18 protein-coding genes are annotated in these 18234 nt (G+C 34.4%); 11 read left to right on the top strand and 7 right to left on the bottom strand.

What is annotated here, in order from left to right; genetic code table 11:
* Positions 1-58 precede the first annotated feature (58 nt).
* Positions 59-1750: a single-stranded-DNA-specific exonuclease RecJ gene (gene recJ / locus HM990_RS19330; RefSeq protein WP_178991590.1), complete on the bottom strand. Its 1692-nt coding sequence runs from the start codon at positions 1748-1750 to the stop codon at positions 59-61.
* A 96-nt stretch (positions 1751-1846) separates the two neighbouring features.
* Entirely contained in the window at positions 1847-2278 is a 432-nt protein-coding gene (locus HM990_RS19325; protein ID WP_178991588.1) for an OsmC family protein, read from the bottom strand.
* 324 nt (positions 2279-2602) lie between these two features.
* On the opposite strand from HM990_RS19325, the gene HM990_RS19320 reads away from it, so the two are divergent.
* The 4 genes from HM990_RS19320 (at position 2603) to HM990_RS19305 (ending at position 4874) form a co-directional block, all read left to right on the top strand.
* Complete coding sequence (locus HM990_RS19320) at positions 2603-3205, top strand: carboxymuconolactone decarboxylase family protein (protein ID WP_178991586.1); 603 nt, start codon at positions 2603-2605, stop codon at positions 3203-3205.
* Between the two features lie 252 nt (positions 3206-3457).
* On the top strand, positions 3458-3967 hold the full coding sequence (locus tag HM990_RS19315; protein WP_178991584.1) for an RNA polymerase sigma factor: 510 nt from the start codon (positions 3458-3460) through the stop codon (positions 3965-3967).
* The gene (locus tag HM990_RS19310; protein WP_178991582.1) at positions 3948-4376 is read left to right on the top strand and encodes a hypothetical protein; all 429 of its coding nucleotides are present in this window, start codon (positions 3948-3950) and stop codon (positions 4374-4376) included. Before HM990_RS19315 ends, HM990_RS19310 begins: the two co-directional genes overlap by 20 nt.
* 24 nt (positions 4377-4400) lie before the next feature.
* Positions 4401-4874 (top strand): hypothetical protein, encoded by a 474-nt coding sequence (locus HM990_RS19305; RefSeq protein WP_178991581.1) that lies wholly within the window; start codon positions 4401-4403, stop codon positions 4872-4874.
* A gap of 63 nt (positions 4875-4937) precedes the next feature.
* Here HM990_RS19305 and HM990_RS19300 read toward each other — a convergent pair whose 3' ends face one another.
* From HM990_RS19300 to HM990_RS19285, 4 genes are all read right to left on the bottom strand, one after another.
* Positions 4938-5507 carry a uracil-DNA glycosylase family protein gene (locus HM990_RS19300; protein ID WP_178991579.1) on the bottom strand — a complete coding sequence of 190 codons (570 nt, stop codon included), beginning with the start codon at positions 5505-5507 and terminating at the stop codon, positions 4938-4940.
* A 3-nt stretch (positions 5508-5510) separates the two neighbouring features.
* Positions 5511-6872 carry a dihydrolipoyl dehydrogenase family protein gene (locus HM990_RS19295; RefSeq protein WP_178991577.1) on the bottom strand — a complete coding sequence of 454 codons (1362 nt, stop codon included), beginning with the start codon at positions 6870-6872 and terminating at the stop codon, positions 5511-5513.
* Between the two features lie 74 nt (positions 6873-6946).
* The gene (rsmI, locus tag HM990_RS19290; protein WP_178991575.1) at positions 6947-7618 is read right to left on the bottom strand and encodes a 16S rRNA (cytidine(1402)-2'-O)-methyltransferase; all 672 of its coding nucleotides are present in this window, start codon (positions 7616-7618) and stop codon (positions 6947-6949) included.
* A 144-nt stretch (positions 7619-7762) separates the two neighbouring features.
* Positions 7763-8518 carry a hypothetical protein gene (locus tag HM990_RS19285; protein ID WP_178991573.1) on the bottom strand — a complete coding sequence of 252 codons (756 nt, stop codon included), beginning with the start codon at positions 8516-8518 and terminating at the stop codon, positions 7763-7765.
* A 92-nt stretch (positions 8519-8610) separates the two neighbouring features.
* Here HM990_RS19285 and HM990_RS19280 point away from each other — a divergent pair, with 92 nt between their 5' ends.
* From HM990_RS19280 to HM990_RS19250, 7 genes are all read left to right on the top strand, one after another.
* Positions 8611-9258: a thymidine kinase gene (locus tag HM990_RS19280; RefSeq protein ID WP_178991571.1), complete on the top strand. Its 648-nt coding sequence runs from the start codon at positions 8611-8613 to the stop codon at positions 9256-9258.
* On the top strand, positions 9251-10357 hold the full coding sequence (alr, locus tag HM990_RS19275) for an alanine racemase (RefSeq protein WP_178991569.1): 1107 nt from the start codon (positions 9251-9253) through the stop codon (positions 10355-10357). Before HM990_RS19280 ends, alr begins: the two co-directional genes overlap by 8 nt.
* Positions 10358-10443: 86 nt before the next feature.
* Positions 10444-10845: a large conductance mechanosensitive channel protein MscL gene (gene mscL, locus HM990_RS19270; RefSeq protein WP_178991567.1), complete on the top strand. Its 402-nt coding sequence runs from the start codon at positions 10444-10446 to the stop codon at positions 10843-10845.
* Between the two features lie 381 nt (positions 10846-11226).
* Positions 11227-12216 (top strand): aspartate-semialdehyde dehydrogenase, encoded by a 990-nt coding sequence (locus HM990_RS19265; protein ID WP_178991565.1) that lies wholly within the window; start codon positions 11227-11229, stop codon positions 12214-12216.
* A 198-nt stretch (positions 12217-12414) separates the two neighbouring features.
* Positions 12415-14580 carry a prolyl oligopeptidase family serine peptidase gene (locus tag HM990_RS19260; protein ID WP_178991555.1) on the top strand — a complete coding sequence of 722 codons (2166 nt, stop codon included), beginning with the start codon at positions 12415-12417 and terminating at the stop codon, positions 14578-14580.
* Positions 14581-14611: 31 nt separating this feature from the next.
* Positions 14612-16684, top strand: coding sequence for an HAD family hydrolase (locus tag HM990_RS19255; RefSeq protein ID WP_178991554.1), 2073 nt, complete (start codon positions 14612-14614; stop codon positions 16682-16684).
* A gap of 256 nt (positions 16685-16940) precedes the next feature.
* Positions 16941-17855, top strand: coding sequence for an ABC transporter ATP-binding protein (locus HM990_RS19250; protein ID WP_178992115.1), 915 nt, complete (start codon positions 16941-16943; stop codon positions 17853-17855).
* On the opposite strand, the gene HM990_RS19245 is transcribed toward HM990_RS19250, so the two are convergent.
* The gene (locus HM990_RS19245; protein WP_178992113.1) at positions 17834-18202 is read right to left on the bottom strand and encodes a helix-turn-helix transcriptional regulator; all 369 of its coding nucleotides are present in this window, start codon (positions 18200-18202) and stop codon (positions 17834-17836) included. The two genes, HM990_RS19250 and HM990_RS19245, sit on opposite strands and share 22 nt — an antisense overlap.
* Positions 18203-18234: the final 32 nt, after the last annotated feature.

The following is an 18234-nucleotide window of genomic DNA, read 5'->3' as shown; positions in this document are numbered from 1 at the left end:
CTATTTACAAGACCTTTCAGGTTTTAAAAACCTGAAAGGTCTTGTCAAATTTATATCTTCAAGCCTTGATATCCTTCAATTTTAACTGCAAACTCACATTACCATTCCAATGGTTTTCATCTATGGAATAGGCTGCACTGAATAATTTTTTATCCTTTATGATGTTTATTCTATCGCCTAAACCAAATCCAATACAGACGATTTTATCATTAAATGATTGTGTTGCCGTTAAGCGCAGGTGCTTATCATCTTCACCAACACATTTTCCCCAACCCGTATCTTTTATATTTTGCGACATAAATACAGGCGACATATTGCCTGGACCAAACGGTGCAAACTGGCGGATAATGCGTAATAGTTTATTATTAACGTGGCTCAACTCAATATTTAAATCGATTTTAAGTTCTGGTGTTAATAATTTTGGATCTATGGTTTCTTTTACCACACTTTCAAACTTTGCTTTAAACGCTTCATAATTTTCTGGCAACAAGGTTAATCCTGCTGCGTATTTATGGCCACCAAATTGCTCTATATGTTCCGAACACGCTTCCAAAGCATTATAGACATCAAAACCAGAAACCGAACGCGCAGATGCCGCCAATTTATCGCCACTTTTAGTAAATACCAATGTTGGTCGGTAATAGGTTTCTATTAAACGCGAAGCCACAATTCCAATGACACCTTTGTGCCAAGTTTCGTCATAAACGACTGTGGTAAATCCTTCTTGTTCGTTTTTTTCTTCAATTTGAATTAAAGCTTCTTGCGTAATGCGTTTATCTGTTTCTCTTCGGTCTGTATTAAATTGATCAATATCAACCGCATACTCAGCGGCAAGATTAAAGTCCGTTTCAGTTAAAAGTGTCACAGCATGATTACCGTGTTTCATTCGTCCTGCGGCATTGATCCTTGGAGCGATGATAAAAACGACATCTGTAATCGTGAGTTCGTCTTTTTTCACTTCAGCTATTATAGCTTTCATGCCTGGTCTTGGATTGGTGTTTATGACCTGTAACCCCAAATATGCCAAAGCTCTATTTTCATCCACAATAGGAACAATATCCGCACCAATCGCAGTAGCCACCAAATCGAGATATTCCACTAAATCTTCAACGGTTTGTCCCTGATTTGAAGCCAAAGCGGTTATTAATTTAAAACCTACTCCACAACCACATAATTCTTTAAACGGATAGTCGCAATCGTCTCGTTTTGGATCTAATACCGCAACAGCATCTGGAATAGTTTCTCCTGGTCTATGATGATCGCAGATAATAAAATCAATACCTTTTTCTTTGGCATAAGCGACTTTATCAATGGCTTTTACACCACAATCCAATGCAATTATCAATGAAAAGCCATTATCGTCAGCAAAGTCAATACCTTTATATGAAATCCCATAACCTTCATCATAACGATCTGGAATGTAGGTTGCCACATTTTGGGTTCTCGTTTTTAAATAGGAAGACATTAAAGCCACAGAGGTTGTACCATCAACGTCATAATCACCATAAACCATAATATTCTCTTGGTTTTCGATAGCCTTTTCGATTCGAGCAACAGCAATGGCCATATCTTTCATTAAGAATGGATCATGAAGGTCCTCAAAACTGGGCCTGAAAAATGTTTTGGCGGCTTGGTAACTATCGATACCTCGTTGCAATAATAAGGTAGCAATGATGTCATCGACTTGAAGTGTCGTTTTTAGTTCTTCAACTTTTGATGCTTGTGGTTTTGGTTTAAGTGTCCAACGCATAATCCCCTTTTAATTTCTCTTTTTTCTAAAATTTTAGACCTGTAGTCCCGAAAGTTTTCGAGATAAAAAGCTTATGGGTCAGGTAAATATTGACAATTATCCCTCTAAAATAATATGAAAATGAATGTTAGTTTCAACCTTAGCAAATCGTCTAAACATTTCCATAACGCCACAATATTTTTCAACCGATAAGTTGACAGCGCGCTCACATTTTTTCTTATTTAAATCTGAACCATAAAAATGATAATCCACAACGACCGAATGGTAATATTTAGGATGCTCTTCAGTTAATTCGCCAGAAACATCCATTTTAAAATCGTCAATTTCGACTTTCATTTTATTGAGTGTTGAGATGACATCCAATCCAGAACAACCAGCCAAAGACGATAACATCATCGCTTTAGGTGCCATTCCCGAATTTGTACCACCAAATTCTTCGGAAGCATCCATCATAATCGATGGCCATCTTGGATTATCAGATTCAAAAACCATGTTTCCTTTCCAATGTGTTGTTATTTTATCTGCCATGTTTGAAGTTTTAAATTGTTTCAGAAGTTAGAAAGTTATAAGTACTTAGAGTGCCTAAAGTTAACTATAACTGATTAAATTGACAGGTTTTATTTTTACTTTAAAATCATCTTTAGAAGTTAAAAGTGCCTAGAGTACTTAGAGTGCCTAAAGTTAGCTTAACATTTAAAAAATTACAAGTACTTAGAAACACTAAAGTTAGCTGCATATGAATAATAAATGTGATTTACCATCAACTTTAAGTACTTATAACTTTAGCGCACTTTAGGCACTTCTATAAACTTTAAGTATTTTAGGCACTCCTAACTTTTAAGTCCTTATAAAATGGCACTAGTAACTCCTTTATCTGCAGAACACGATTTAGAAACCAAAGAACTTGCAGAATTCTTTAACGAAACGCTTGGGTTTTGCCCAAATTCGGTATTGACCATGCAACGTAGACCTGCAATAAGTAAAGCGTTTATCAATTTGAATAAAGCCGTTATGGCCAATGAAGGTCGTGTGACCTCAGCTTTAAAACGCATGATTGCTTGGGTCAGTAGTAATTCTACGGGATGCCGTTATTGCCAAGCACATGCCATTAGAGCTGCGGACCGCTATGGTGCAGAACAAGACCAACTGGATCATATTTGGGACTATAAAACACATCCTGCTTTTAATGAAGCCGAACGTGCGGCATTGGATTTTAGTTTGGCTGCTTCGCAAGTGCCAAACGCTGTAAATGCAGAAATTAAAGAGCGCTTATATCAACATTGGGATGAAGGTGAAATTGTTGAAATGTTAGGTGTGATTTCACTCTTTGGCTATTTGAACCGTTGGAATGATTCTATGGGAACTGATATCGAAGAAGGTGCTGTGGAAAGTGGGAATCAATATTTGGGGAAACATGGATTTGAGGTTGGTAAGCATGATGGGTCACAGTATTAGTTTACAGTCTCAGTCGCTCCCGATAGCTATCGGGATCAATTGCTCACTGTTACTAATAATTCGTTTTAAAAATTAAATGAGCCTTGCTAGTGATAGTGAGGTTTTTTTGCTCATACCTAAACTATTTTGTCTTTAAAATAGGGACTATCAAATAAAGTTTGTCATCTGTTTCTGTTTACGATAGACTCAAATTTTTTAAATAATTACCTTTTACTGTTACACATTCCACTTCTATAACGTTATTAAAGTAAGATGACCAAGTTAGAATTTAAAAATACTGTTTTTGTCTTATCAGAAAAGCTATTTCCAATGGTTTCAAGAATTTTAGGTTCTCATGAAAAGGCTGAAGATGCCATCCAAGAGATAATGATTAAAATATGGCAAAAAAGAAGGAAACTTAAAAATCATCCGAATATCAATGGCTTTGTTTTTTTAACTGCTCGTAATTATTGCTTGGATGTTCTTAGAAAAAAGAAAATTGAACCTTATGATGGAGCACATCTAAAAATTATGACGTCTAAAGACGAAAACAGTATTGAATGGCAAGAGCTTAATCAAATTATAACTGAAATTTTAAAAACTTTACCATTACAACAGAAAGAAGTCTTTTTAATGAGAGATATAGATGGTTATGAATTTACAGAAATTGCCGCAGCATTAAACATTAAACAAACGCATGCACGAGTTTTAATTTCTAGAGCAAGAAAACAAATAGGTAGCGTACTTCTAAAAACATATGATTATGAAAAAGGAGCATACTAAAGAAATTTTTGAAAAATATAAAAACGGACTAACGTCTTTGGAAGAAGAGCGGTTTTTACTTAAGAACGCTTCTATTAATTTTAATTTTCCGTTATTGGATTGGATAAAATTTGAGAAAAAAAATAAAAAACAAATCACAGATGATTTCAATGAAAGGCTTTGGCAGTCCTTTGAGAAAAAAACACAACCCAAGACAAGGCTATTAAAAAGAGTCGTAATCGCTGCAGCTTCAATTGTATTACTTTTTACGTTATACAACAAAAATAAGCAAGAAAACACTCAAAGTCTTTGGGAAAAGGAAGCGTTATTAATGGAAGCCAAAAGTATGTTTTCTGACATTGAACAAAACGCGAATCGAGAAATAATTTTTGACAGTGATTTAGTTACCGTATATGCAACAAAGGAATAAACTTAAACTTTAAAATTAAATATTATGAAAAAAATAGCATTCACTTTAACTTTTCTAGCATTATGTAGCTTTAGCATTTTTGCTCAAAACCAGAATAAAACAGAATTGCTGGTAAAGGTTAAGGAAGACAAAAAACCATTAATTTTTGTTGACGGGAAAAAATTTGATTTTTCAATGGATTTAATAGATCAGAGTACAATAGAATCGGTTAATGTTATAAAAGGTGAAGAAGCTGAAGCATTATATAACACATCAAATGGTGTGATTTTAATTACAACAAATCTCAATGATAAAATGAGCCTTTCCGTAACAGATGAAAAGTCTGAAAATCAAAAAAAACCAATTGTAATTATTGATGGAGAAATAGCTTCCCAAGCAGCATTAGAAGAGCTTGAACCACAACAAATAGAAAAAGTGGAGGTTTTAAAAGGAGAACAAGCACTGGAAAAATACAATTCGCCAAATGGCGTAATTATAATAACGACTAAGAAGGAATAGTTGGTTACTCCCAATGTAATGTTTAAACCTCGTGTATTTGCGAGGTTTTTGTTTTAAAAGGACTTAAACTTTTAATAATCTTTCAATTTTATCTTGTAAAACTGGGATAATATCCATTTCAAACCAAGGATTCTTGCTTCTCCAAAACCGATTAGTCGGCGAAGGATGCGGAATTGGAAAATACGTTGGTAAATAGTCTTTATAATTTCCAACGCGCTCTGTCAAGTTCTTTTTATCCTTCAAATAATAATTTTGTGCATACGCACCTATTAAAATAATCAACTCAACATGCCCCATTTTATCCAATAATTGTTGATGCCATTGCGGCGCACATTCTGGTCTTGGTGGTAAATCTCCTGTTTTTGCTTTGCCAGGATAACAAAATCCAATAGGAACAATAGCGAAGTTTTCAGGATTATAAAATTGTTCTTCAGAAACATTCAGCCATTGGCGTAATTGTCTTCCGCTAGGATCGTCCCAAGCTTTACTTTTTTCATGAGCAATGCGCCCAGGCGCTTGACTCAATAATATAATCTTAGAATTCCTATGTGCGCTTACAATTGGGTTAGGTCCCAATGGTAGATTTGCTTTGCAAATAGTACAATTTCTTATATCCTTGAGAAAATCCTGCATGGTCTAGTCTTCATCCTTCAACATACTCTTTAAATCATTGGCATAAGATGGATAAGTAAAAATCATTTGTTTAAAATCACCGACAGTCATGTCATTATTTATCGCAGTCGCAAAAATGTTTATGGTTTCATTTGCCTGTGAACTCAATAAATGAGCGCCTACAATTTTTTGTGTACGTTCATTTACTAAAATTTTATAGGCATAAGCTTCTGCGTTTTCCTTTTTGGCATTGTACCAATTTAAAGCATCGCCTTTATACACGCTTACCTTTTTATATCTGCTTTTCGCTTCTTCTTCAGAATAGCCAACACTCGCCAATTGCGGTTTGGTAAATACTACGGATGGTACTAATGGATCCTTAAATTCTTTTTTATTACCATGCACAATATTATAGCCTGCAATATAACCTTGCAATCCAGAGAGAGGAGTTAATGGCAACGATTTACTGGATACGTCGCCACAAGCATACACCTTTTTATGACTTACGCTTTGCATAAAATCATTGACCAACACACCTGTTTCATCTGCTTTTATATTGGCATTTACTAAATCTAGCATGTCAATAGCTGGAACTCTACCAGCCGTATTAAATATTTTTCGGGCTTTAACCGTTTTTGTTTTACCGCCTTTTTCGTAGGTTAATTTCTTATTCTTCTTTAGCTTTTCAACTTTTGTAGGTGTTGCATTGAATATAAATTCTACACCATTCTTTTCTAAAACCTTGGTCAGTTTTTCAACTAAAAATGCATCAAATTGCGTAAGTGCTCTTTCGCCTTCTTCAATCATCGTCACATTGCAACCCATTGTGGAGAGCATAAAGCAAAACTCCATACCAACATAACCAGAACCTATAAATATGGCCGACTTCGGAATCTTTTTTAACTTTAAAATCGTATCGCTCGTTTTTAATAAATCTGCACCTTTAAACTCTAAATCTCTTGGTACATAACCTGTGGCAATCACAAATGTATCTGCAGATATGGTCTTGCCCTCAACCACCAATTCGTTTTCATTTTTGAATTTTGGTGATTGATGATATAAATCAATGCCTAGAGCCTTTAAAGTTTTTTCGGTATTTACTGGTACGGGTTTGGTAAATGACTTTTTAAATTTTTGAACCGCTTTCCATTTAACTTTTGGTGTTTTCTTAATCCCTAAACTTTCAAGTTGTTTTGAGTTTTGCATCAAGTCTGCAAACTGTATGAGTACTTTTTTAGGGTCACAACCTCTAGTTGAGCAAGTTCCTCCAAATTCTCTTTTATCTGAAATGGCAACTGTCAAGCCTGCTTCTACACAAGCTTTTGCTGCCGTCTGACCTGCAATTCCGCTACCAATAACAAAGACATTATAGTGTTTGGTTTTCATAATTTTAATTTGAACAGTAAATTATGACTTCTTATTGGTAAAAGATGATGCTGTGGGCTTAAAGGTTAACCCATTTACTTTTTTCCAGCAACCACAATAACGATTTCTCCTTTTGGTGGTTTATTGGTGTAGTGTTCAAAAACGGATTTGGCGGTGCCTCTAATGGTTTCTTCGTAAAGTTTGGTTATTTCCCTTGATACAGAAACAGGTCTGTCCTCTCCAAAATACTCGCAAAAATGTCCTAAGGTTTTTACTAATTTATGTGGACTTTCATAAAAAATAATGGTTCTGGTTTCTTCGGCAAGTAAAAATAATCTGGTTTGTCTTCCTTTTTTTACAGGTAAAAAACCTTCAAACACAAACTTATCATTGGGCAAACCACTATTGACCAATGCTGGCACGAATGCTGTGGCTCCAGGTAAACAATCGACTTCAATGTTATGTTCTACACAAGCTCTAACCAATAAAAATCCAGGGTCCGAAATGGCAGGTGTTCCTGCATCACTGATTACGGCAATGGTTAATCCTGATTTTAATTTTTCGATTAAGCCATCCACCGTTTTATGTTCGTTGTGCATGTGGTGGCTTTGCATTTGCGTAGTGATTTCATAATGCTTCAACAGTTTTCCCGAAGTTCTGGTGTCTTCAGCTAAAATTAAATCCACATCTTTAAGCACTTCAATGGCTCTAAATGTGATGTCTTTTAGATTTCCTATTGGTGTTGGAACGATATAAAGTTTACTCATATTAATTTCCCGAGAAAGCGGGAATCTTTTATAATATTCTAACTTTAGACTTTAATGGGCTTATCCTGAAATATGATAGCAAAATAACAAATAGTCAATTAAAAAAAATTGAACTATTTAACGCGAATGGAAGGACTCACTAATTCAACTAAACCGTCCCTCAACAGCCTCAATAAAGCGCACTTCATATGCTTCCTTTCCTTCCCAATTATTATAGTCTGGTTTTACCATGTCGAAGATTAATTTTCTTGCGTCTTCTAAAGAATTCGTCGTGTTTATCTGAGAAATTACACGATCGTAATCTTCGCTTTTACCTTCAAATAAATGTTTTATAAATGCCAATTTATCGTTGAGTCCAATATTTAAACGTTTTCCTTTTAATTTATCGTTAAGGGATTTTTTTTCTGATTCTGCTTCACGCTTTTTAGCGGCTTCAATAGGTTCAAATTCTGGGATCGAATCAAAGCCTGATGTAATCGTTTCAAATTCTGTGGAAGACGAAGATGATTCTGTTTTATTTGCGAGGGCTTTTTCCAAAACAGGATCAACTGGTTTGGTTTCTTTAGGCATATGTTCAAACATATCCTTGATTTTTGTCATTACAGGTTCCATAATGTCATCATTTTCTACCTCATCTAAGTTAATATAGGTTTTATCCTCAACTTCAATATTGTCGCTTACTTTATTATTAAAAGCGGTATCCAACATATCAAAAAACGAAGAATCATGACCAATAGTTGGCATTTTATCTTCAAAATTTTCTTGGGCAAATTTCAAAACTGTCAATTTTTCGTAAAGTTTAGACACTTCTTCGTGCAGTTGATCAACATCTTCTCGACCTGTCAGTTTCAGAATTCTATGCGCTATACTAACTAATTCTGATTCTAATTTCTTTTTCATCTTTTCCTGAATTTTACTTTTGATTTTTAATAAATTTGCGAGACCTTTATAAAAAAACGAAGTCCGACTTCATTTAGTGCTAAAATTACAAAATGTTTCTCGAAAATACAGTAAATCAGAAAGAACAATTTGGGTGGATTGAAGTCATCTGTGGTTCCATGTTCTCAGGAAAGACCGAAGAATTAATCCGACGACTAAAGCGTGCGCAATTTGCTAAACAGAAGGTTGAGATTTTCAAACCAGCCGTAGATATACGCTATGATGAAGACATGGTGGTTTCTCACGATGCCAATGAAATCCGCTCCACGCCAGTGCCTGCAGCTGCTAATATCCCGATTTTAGCAGATGGTTGTGATGTCGTTGGTATTGACGAAGCGCAATTTTTTGATGATGAGATTGTACGTGTCTGTAATGATTTGGCAAACAAGGGGATTCGAGTTATTATTGCTGGTTTGGATATGGATTTTAAAGGCAATCCGTTTGGTCCAATGCCAAATCTTATGGCAACCGCAGAATACGTCACTAAAGTACATGCGGTTTGCACCAAAACAGGAAATTTAGCGCAATACAGTTACAGAAAAGCATTGAGCGACGATTTGGTGTTACTTGGCGAAGTGGATGAATACGAACCTTTGAGCAGAGCTGCCTATTATAAAAGTATGCAACGCGATAAAGTACGACAAATGAAAGTGAATGATGCCGAGGAAATAGATTCTAAAGACCAAAAACGGAATGCCTAAAGCCCATGAAACTGTTCTCGAAGTTGATTTGAGTGCACTGACCCATAATTTCAATTATTTAAAATCGAAATTACAACCGCAAACTAAATTTTTAGCTGTAGTAAAAGCCTTTGCTTACGGCAGTGACTCGGTAGAAATCGCCAAGCATCTTCAAAAATTAAATGTCGATTATTTTGCTGTGGCTTATGCCAAAGAAGGTGTCATTTTAAGGGATGCTGGAATTACCACTCCTATTTTAGTGCTTCATCCGCAACCGATAAATTTTAAAACTATTATAGAACGCTGCTTAGAGCCCAGTATTTATAGTACTCATATTTTAAATGAATTTAGAACAATTGCTGTAGCACAATCCCAAAAGAATTACCCAATTCACCTAAAATTCAATACAGGATTAAATAGACTTGGGTTTAAAGAGAATGATATTGATGGGATAGTTTCTAAACTTAAAAACAACGATTCAATTAAAGTGACATCTTTATTTTCTCATTTAGCGGCGAGTGAAGATTTTAACGAACTAGACTTTAGCAAGCTTCAAATTGAAAGGTTTAATGCCATAGCAAAAACGTTTGAAACTAAATCAGGCATAAAACCTTGGTTACACCTTTGCAATACTTCTGGTGTTCTCAATTATCCCAAAGCACATTTTGACATGGTTAGATGCGGTATTGGACTTTATGGCTTTGGTAATTCTGCTAAAGAAGACAAAAACCTAAAACCCATAGCCAGCTTAAAATCTGTAATTTCTCAAATTCACGAGATCGAAAAAGACGAAACAGTAGGCTATAATAGAGCTTATACCTCCAATGGACATGAAAAATCGGCAACCATACCAATTGGTCACGCAGATGGCATTAACCGAATTTATGGTAAAGGCAATGGTTTTGTAATTATCAACGGACAAAAAGCACCAATAATTGGCAATGTCTGTATGGACATGATCATGGTAAACGTTACTAATATAGATTGTAAAGAAGGTGACGAAGTAGTTATCTTTAATTCTGAATATAAAGCGAGTACGTTATCGGAATCGGCAAAATCTATTTCCTATGAAATTATTACTGCCGTTTCCCAGCGTGTTAAGCGTGTTTTTATACCCTAAACATACTATTTTTTAACAAATATGTGACTTTTTTATTTACCTTAGTGTCTTATTTACTAATTACTAACTATTAAAACACATTAACAATGTTAAAAGAATTTAAAGATTTTATAATGACAGGTAATGTCATTGATTTGGCAGTCGCTGTAATACTTGCAGGAGCTGTAGGTATGGTTGTCAACGGGTTTGTATCTGATATTATGATGCCTATTGTTGGAAATTTTGCTGGAGGCGTAGATTTCGCAGACCTGAAGCATGTTTTATCTCCTGCAGTTGTTGGAGCTGATGGTGTAGTTACTAAACCGGAAAATGCCATTATGTATGGTAAGTGGATTAATACTATAATCAACTTGATTATTGTTGGTTTTGTATTGTTTATGATTGTAAAGGCTTATAACAAAACAAAAACGCCACCTGCACCAGCTGCACCAGCAGGACCATCTGAACTTGATATCTTAAAGGAAATCAGAGATTCATTGAAAAAATAAAATACGTTTAGCATCATCGCTACACTATTATTTTAACTAAACCCAGACGGAAACGTTTGGGTTTTTATTTTTCAACCCTTTACTCTTTCATACTTCGAATTTGCTCTGAATGAGAAAGAAGAAAGAACTCGTAACAATTCACCCTATACTTAACACAAAATTCGTCTATTCATGGTACGAAATTCACTAAGAATTACATATCTAATAAAATAAACCCTTAATTTTTATCACATTTTTAAGACCCAATTATCTGATTTCCTTAAAGAAATACTATAATTTTGACAACTTTAAATTTTTGTCTATAAAACACCCATTTTCTTAATCATTTAGAACAGTGATTTTAGGAATGTAATTTTTGAATAACGATAAATAAACACACACATGAAAGTAGCAATTGTAGGTGCAACAGGTTTGGTAGGAAATGTGATGCTCAAAGTTTTAGAAGAGCGTAATTTCCCAATGGATGAATTATTATTAGTAGCTTCAGAACGTTCTGTTGGTAAAAAAATAAAATATAAAGGGAAAGACATTAGTGTCATTAGTATACCAAGTGCGATTGAAGCACGTCCAGATATTGCATTGTTTTCTGCAGGCGGCAGCACCTCTTTAGAATGGGCTCCTAAATTTGCAGAAGTTGGTACAACGGTTATCGATAATTCTTCAGCATGGCGAATGGATGCTTCCAAAAAATTGGTGGTTCCAGAAATTAATGCCCATCAATTATCTAAAAACGACAAGATAATCGCTAATCCAAACTGCTCAACCATACAAATGGTAATGGCTTTAGCGCCACTTCATAAAAAATATAAAATCAAACGAATTGTGGTTTCTACCTATCAATCCGTATCTGGTACTGGCGTAAAAGCTGTAGAACAGATGGAAAATGAGATTTTAGGTAAAAAAGGCGCTATGGCTTATCCACATCCAATTCATAAGAATGCCATACCTCATTGCGATGTTTTTGAGGACAACGGTTATACCAAAGAAGAAATGAAATTGGTAAACGAAACCCAAAAAATCCTAGATGATCGTACTATTGCTGTAACAGCAACTGCGGTTAGGATTCCAACAGCTGGTGGACATAGCGAAGCGATTAACGTCGAATTTGAAAATGAGTTCGACATTACCGAAGTAAGACAATTGCTCGATGAAGCTGATGGTGTTACCATTCAAGATAATTTAGACGTCAATGTCTATCCTATGCCAATGTATGCCAACGGAAAAGATGATGTATTTGTTGGTCGTATAAGACGTGATGGTTCACAACCAAACACGTTAAATATGTGGGTTGTTAGTGATAATCTTAGAAAAGGCGCTGCAACCAATACCGTTCAGATAGCTGAATATCTTATTGATAATGCTTTAGTATAAAGCCGTTTAGAGTAAAAGTATATTTTTCAAAATAGCGATAAATTTGTGTATTTCAACTAATTAATTATTTAGTTAGTTGTTATAGTATCTATATTGCCCTTCTGTTTTACCGTTAAGTTTTTTGTTTATTGATATTAGTCAAATAACGAAAGCCTTATATTTGGAGTAAATGATATTTATTTCAAAAAAAAACCAAATATGAAAAATTTACTTCTTGTGGCATTAGTACTAAGTATTTTTGTTTCCTGTAAAAACGAAGCTGAAACTTTGAAAACTATTACTGTAGATTATCCAGAAACCAATAAAGTTATCGTTACTGATACTTTCTTCGGTAAGACTTTAGATGACCCTTACAGATGGTTAGAGGATGACCGAAGTAAAGAAACCGAAGCTTGGGTAAAAGCACAAAACGAAGTGACTTTTGGCTATTTGGAAAACATTCCTTACCGAGAAGAATTAAAAGAACGACTGACCAAACTTTGGAATTACGAAAAAATCGGTTCGCCATTTAAGGAAGGAGATTACACCTATTTTTATAAAAATGATGGTTTACAAAACCAATATGTCATTTACAGATACAAAACTGGAGATGACCCAAGTACAGCATCCATATTTTTGGATCCTAATACGTTTAAAGAAGATGGTACTATTTCTTTAGGAGGCACCAGTTTTTCAAAAGACGGTAAAACCTTAGCTTATGCCATTTCTGAAGGCGGCAGTGATTGGAGAAAAATTCTGATTATGAATACCGACACCAAAGAAATCGTAGAAGATACTCTGGTTGATATCAAATTCAGTGGCATGTCTTGGTACAAAAATGAAGGCTTCTACTACTCTAGCTACGACAAACCAAAAGGAAGCGAACTCTCTGCAAAAACAGATCAGCATAAAGTTTATTATCACAAATTAGGCACAAAACAATCTGAAGATCAATTAATTTTTGGTGGTACACCGGAAGAAAAACACAGATATGTTAGCGGTAGAGTTTCTGAAGATAACAAATATCTTATGATATCAGCAAGCGTATCCACATCTGGAAATAAGCTTTTTATTAAAGATTTAACGAAATCAAATAGCAATTTTACCACAGTTTTAAACCATACGGATAGCGATACAGGTGTTCTAGAAAACGAAGGAACAAAACTTTTTCTGGTAACCAATTTGAATGCTCCAAATAAAAAAATTGTAACAGTTGATGCTTCTGACCCAAGTCCTGAAAACTGGGTGGATTTTATTCCAGAAACTGAAAACGTTTTAAGTCCATCAACAGGAGGAGGCTACTTTTTTGCCAATTATATGGTCGATGCCGTTTCAAAAGTATTACAATATGATTATAATGGTAATTTAGTTAGAGAGGTAGAATTACCTGGTGTAGGAAGCGCAGGCGGTTTTGGTGCAAAGAAAGAAGAGAAAGAGTTATATTACTCTTTTACAAATTATGTAACGCCTGGTAGTATTTATAAATATGATATAGAAAAAGGCACTTCAGAATTATACAGAAAACCGAGTATCGATTTCAACCCAGAAGATTACGAAAGCAAACAAGTATTTTATAAATCTAAAGATGGTACTGAAGTACCGATGATTATAACCCATAAAAAAGGCTTAAAGCTTAATGGTAAAAACCCAACGATTCTTTACGGTTATGGTGGATTTAATGTCAGCTTAACCCCAAGTTTCAGTATCGCCAATGCGGTTTGGATGGAGCAAGGTGGCATCTATGCGGTACCTAATCTAAGAGGTGGTGGCGAATATGGAAAAGCATGGCACATTGCTGGTACAAAACTTCAAAAGCAAAATGTATTTGATGATTTCATCGCAGCCGCAGAATACTTGATTTCAGAAAAATATACGTCTTCAGATTACTTAGCGATTAGAGGAGGATCTAATGGTGGTTTATTAGTCGGAGCGACCATGACACAACGTCCAGAATTGATGAAAGTGGCTTTACCAGCTGTTGGTGTCTTAGACATGCTTCGCTACCATACATTTACTGCTGGTGCTGGATGGGCTTATGATTACGGTACTGCAGAAGACAGCGAAGAAATGTTTGATTACCTTAAAGGTTACTCACCTGTCCATAACGTAAAGGAAGGTGTAGCCTATCCTGCAACAATGGTGACTACAGGAGATCATGATGATAGAGTGGTGCCTGCACACAGTTTTAAATTTGCTGCAGAATTACAAGACAAACAACCGGGCAACAACCCAACACTTATAAGAATAGAAACGGACGCTGGTCATGGGGCAGGTACACCTGTAAGCAAAACTATTGAACAGTATGCCGATATTTTTGGATTTACATTTTATAACATGGGATTTGAAGTTTTACCCACAAAGACCGAAGAAAAAATAAAAGGATAACATTATTTAGCTATTAACCAAACCAAAGTATTTGTCACTTAACCAACTACACAAACAGCTGAAGGAAAAGAATATAAAATTTCTTTTCACAGACTACTACGATACCATTGTACATAGACATGTGCACCCAAATTACGTGCAAAGAATTTGGGCTAAGTTGATGATAAGGGAATTGGGTTTACCGACAACAATTGACGAACTTTATTTCATCAGACAAGAATCTAGTAAATACCTAGTTGAAGTATTAAACAAAACTACTGATGAAATCCCATATGATACTTTAAAGGGTGAAATTTGTAAACGCCTTATCAATGCAGATATTATATCGATTGAAAACAAAGCAGATTTTATGACTCTTTTTGAAGCTGTTGATGCAAGAGCGGAATCGAGCGTTCAATACTTAAACCAAGATGTATTGGATACTTTGAAGTATTTTAAAGCCAATAGTGGAAAAGTGTACTTGATATCAGATTTTTATGGATCTAGAACACTTTTTGAAAAATTACTGTCACATCATGGTATCTTGGATTTGTTTGATGGTATTTACAGTTCAGCAGAACTAGAAAAAAGTAAACATAGTGGTGCGGTTTATGCTCCCATTATTTCAGAATTGTCAATTGATCCAAAAGAGGGCATGATGATTGGCGATAATCTAAGAAGCGATTACAACAATGCCATAAAAAATGGACTTAACGCCTATCAGTTACCACACAAAAAATATCTTAAAAAGAATAAAAGGAATAACTTCGGAAATGATAAAAAGCGTTTAAAACAAATTATTAATAACGTTTACAAAACCTGTAAAAAAGAAGCTTCTTTTCCCTATACCGAATTTATTATTCAATATCATACGTTTGTTGAGCGTATGTATGAAACTGCTAGAAGAAAGAACATTAAAGATTTATTCTTCTTGTCTCGAGAAGGTCAATATTTAAAAAGATTATTTGATTCTTATCAAGAATTTACAATTATTGATGAAAGCCGAAGAATAAACACCCATTATTTAAAGATATCGCGGCATGCAGCGCTTCAAATGTCTTTGAAACCTATAGAAGAAGAACCTTTCACTTTTCTAAGTACCAAGTATAATAATCTTGCTGTGGATGATTTTCTAATTGCACTTAATTGTTCAGAAGAATTAAGAACTCAAATCATTACAGAACTCAATGTTGAAGGTAAAACTAAAATTGAGGGTTTCTTTAATTCATCAATTTTTGAAGCCATAAAACAAAATAAAGCCCTAAAGGATTATTATGACAAACACCGAAAAGAAAGTAATAAAGCCTTTAAATCTTATGTTTCATCTTTTAATGTAAATATTGAAAAAGAAGGAATTAACCTTGTAGACATTGGTTGGGGAGGAACAATGCAAGAGGCGATTTATGAATTTTTTGACCATAAAATTCCTGTTACGGGTTATTATTTAGGTCTTGGTAACGTTTATAATATTCAACCTCATACTAAACGCTTCGGGCTTCTTTTTTCTATTATGCCATATACCGATTATTACGATCATATTATAATGGCCAACCAACAGCTATACGAACAATTCTCTGGAGCAGACCATGGAAGTGCGTTTGATTATAGCGAAGATGCGGATGGTTACGTTATAGAATATCATAAACCTGAAGAGAAATGGTTATATGACAATCATATAAAGGCGCATCAAGAACAGATGTTCGGTTTCCATAAATCACTATTAAAAAGTCTCGAACCCTTATGTTATAGTGAAAAGACAATGCAAAACGCAATTTCTAAAACAGCCCTAAAATCCGGAATGTTCCAAGGTTCTAGAAAGCTCAAATTTTTAGATACGCTAAGTCATGGGTTTTATCAAAATGTTGGTCATAACCAAGTTGGAATTACATATGAACCACCAAAAATTGAAAACCCGATAAAAATGGGCATTCAATTTTTACTAACTCCCGAAAAGTTCTTTAGATATTTGGTTAAGCTAGAGCCAATGCTTTATAAGAAAAATAAGGTTATAGCGTTTTTTACTCCAATGTCTCTTATCTATCTTTATTTTGGCATTAATAAGTATATCAGATTTAAGATTTTAAATCGTTTCTTTTTGTTGAAGTATAACATCTTTAATAAATAGTTGAATTTTATAATATGACTTTAAGGTTGGTTTAATAAACTCATTTAGACTTCTTATGTTTTAATGAACCTATCTCGCCGTCTGGCAGATATTAGTCATTTTGTGACCAATTAAAGGCTTTTATAAGGTTTGTATCTGAAGGAGAAATCATGAAACGTTATGTTATAAAGAAATCGATTCATGTAATCAAAGAAATGACATAAATATTATAAACTGTTTGAGAAATCAAGCAGTTTTTTTATGGTATTTTTGTGGCATGTTAGAGGTAAATAACGTCAGTTTCGGATATACTAAAACCAAGGTTTTAAAAGCAATTGACTTTAAGGTTAAAGCTGGAGAAAACCTTGCCATTATTGGTGAAAGCGGCTCTGGAAAAAGCACCCTGTTAAAGTTGATTTATGGCGAATACGATTTAAAACAAGGAAGCATTTTTTGGAAAGATGAAGAAATCCGCGGCCCAAAATATAACTTGGTCATTGGTTACGACTTTATGAAATACGTAACCCAAGAATTTGATCTCATGCCTGTCACTTCAGTTGAAGAGAATATAGGAAAACATCTGTCTCGATTTTATCCTGAAGAAAAAGAAAGACGCACCAAGGAACTTATAAAAGTAGTAGAACTCGAGGCCTTTGCCAAAACCAAAGTAAAACTTCTAAGTGGCGGACAAAAACAACGCGTTGCCATTGCCAGATCTTTAGCAAAACAACCTGAAATCTTGTTATTGGATGAACCCTTTAGTCATATCGATAATTTTAAGAAACAATCTCTAAGACGTAGCGTTTTTAAATATCTAAAAGAAAATAATATTTCATGCATTGTTGCTACGCATGATAAAAACGATGTTCTCGGTTTTGCAGATCAACTTTTGGTCATTCACCAGTCAAAAATCATAGCTAAAGATACACCTCAAGAAATTTACAAAAATCCTAAATTACCAATAATAGCTTCTTTTTTCGGCGAGTTTAATTTCATTGTGCCTTTTGGTATTGTATATGCCACTCAGATAAAGATTGTTAAAAAATCGGATTTAAAAGCCACCGTAAAAACCTCATATTTTAATGGGAATTCATGGTTGATTGAAGCTGAATATAAGTCGGAATCTCTTTTTATTGAACACGATACCAATCTTGAAAAAAAATCAGATATCTACTTCGAAGTATCTTCATAGTGCTGTACGGAATTCTTTAATTCTTTCAGCATTCTGTTTCTCAACGATAATGGTTTTATAACTTCAATACGATCTCCAAAGCCCAAAATAAGACGTTCTAATTCAAAATTAATTTGAACAAAAATATTGAAAATAACACCATCATCTGTTTTCTTAATTATACGTTGAGATGTATGAAATGGCTTTGTAATTACAAAAGGTGCATTTTTATTGTCGATTTTAAACTCAATACGTTGGGCTTTAGAATTTGAAACTGTTACACCTACAAATTCTTTGTAATAATCATCTCCATCGACTTGCAAATCCTCATAAGTTACATTTTCAAGCTTAACAACAATTTGAGACATTCTGTCTAGAGCGAAAATGATTAATTTACCAC

Source organism: Winogradskyella schleiferi, assembly GCF_013394655.1.
Taxonomy (GTDB): domain Bacteria; phylum Bacteroidota; class Bacteroidia; order Flavobacteriales; family Flavobacteriaceae; genus Winogradskyella; species Winogradskyella schleiferi.
This window is presented reverse-complemented; position numbering and strand designations above follow the sequence as displayed.

Bases quoted from the DNA above. Each gene is read 5' to 3' on its own strand.
- HM990_RS19315 (WP_178991584.1), top strand. From the start codon at position 3,458: ATGACCAAGTTAGAATTTAAAAATACTGTTTTTGTCTTATCAGAAAAG.
- HM990_RS19245 (WP_178992113.1), bottom strand. From the start codon at position 18,202: ATGTCTCAAATTGTTGTTAAGCTTGAAAATGTAACTTATGAGGATTTG.
- HM990_RS19310 (WP_178991582.1), top strand. From the start codon at position 3,948: ATGAAAAAGGAGCATACTAAAGAAATTTTTGAAAAATATAAAAACGGA.
- HM990_RS19280 (WP_178991571.1), top strand. From the start codon at position 8,611: ATGTTTCTCGAAAATACAGTAAATCAGAAAGAACAATTTGGGTGGATT.
- recJ (WP_178991590.1), bottom strand. From the start codon at position 1,750: ATGCGTTGGACACTTAAACCAAAACCACAAGCATCAAAAGTTGAAGAA.
- HM990_RS19320 (WP_178991586.1), top strand. From the start codon at position 2,603: ATGGCACTAGTAACTCCTTTATCTGCAGAACACGATTTAGAAACCAAA.
- HM990_RS19250 (WP_178992115.1), top strand. From the start codon at position 16,941: ATGTTAGAGGTAAATAACGTCAGTTTCGGATATACTAAAACCAAGGTT.
- HM990_RS19265 (WP_178991565.1), top strand. From the start codon at position 11,227: ATGAAAGTAGCAATTGTAGGTGCAACAGGTTTGGTAGGAAATGTGATG.
- alr (WP_178991569.1), top strand. From the start codon at position 9,251: ATGCCTAAAGCCCATGAAACTGTTCTCGAAGTTGATTTGAGTGCACTG.
- rsmI (WP_178991575.1), bottom strand. From the start codon at position 7,618: ATGAGTAAACTTTATATCGTTCCAACACCAATAGGAAATCTAAAAGAC.
- mscL (WP_178991567.1), top strand. From the start codon at position 10,444: ATGTTAAAAGAATTTAAAGATTTTATAATGACAGGTAATGTCATTGAT.
- HM990_RS19285 (WP_178991573.1), bottom strand. From the start codon at position 8,518: ATGAAAAAGAAATTAGAATCAGAATTAGTTAGTATAGCGCATAGAATT.
- HM990_RS19300 (WP_178991579.1), bottom strand. From the start codon at position 5,507: ATGCAGGATTTTCTCAAGGATATAAGAAATTGTACTATTTGCAAAGCA.
- HM990_RS19260 (WP_178991555.1), top strand. From the start codon at position 12,415: ATGAAAAATTTACTTCTTGTGGCATTAGTACTAAGTATTTTTGTTTCC.
- HM990_RS19325 (WP_178991588.1), bottom strand. From the start codon at position 2,278: ATGGCAGATAAAATAACAACACATTGGAAAGGAAACATGGTTTTTGAA.
- HM990_RS19305 (WP_178991581.1), top strand. From the start codon at position 4,401: ATGAAAAAAATAGCATTCACTTTAACTTTTCTAGCATTATGTAGCTTT.
- HM990_RS19295 (WP_178991577.1), bottom strand. From the start codon at position 6,872: ATGAAAACCAAACACTATAATGTCTTTGTTATTGGTAGCGGAATTGCA.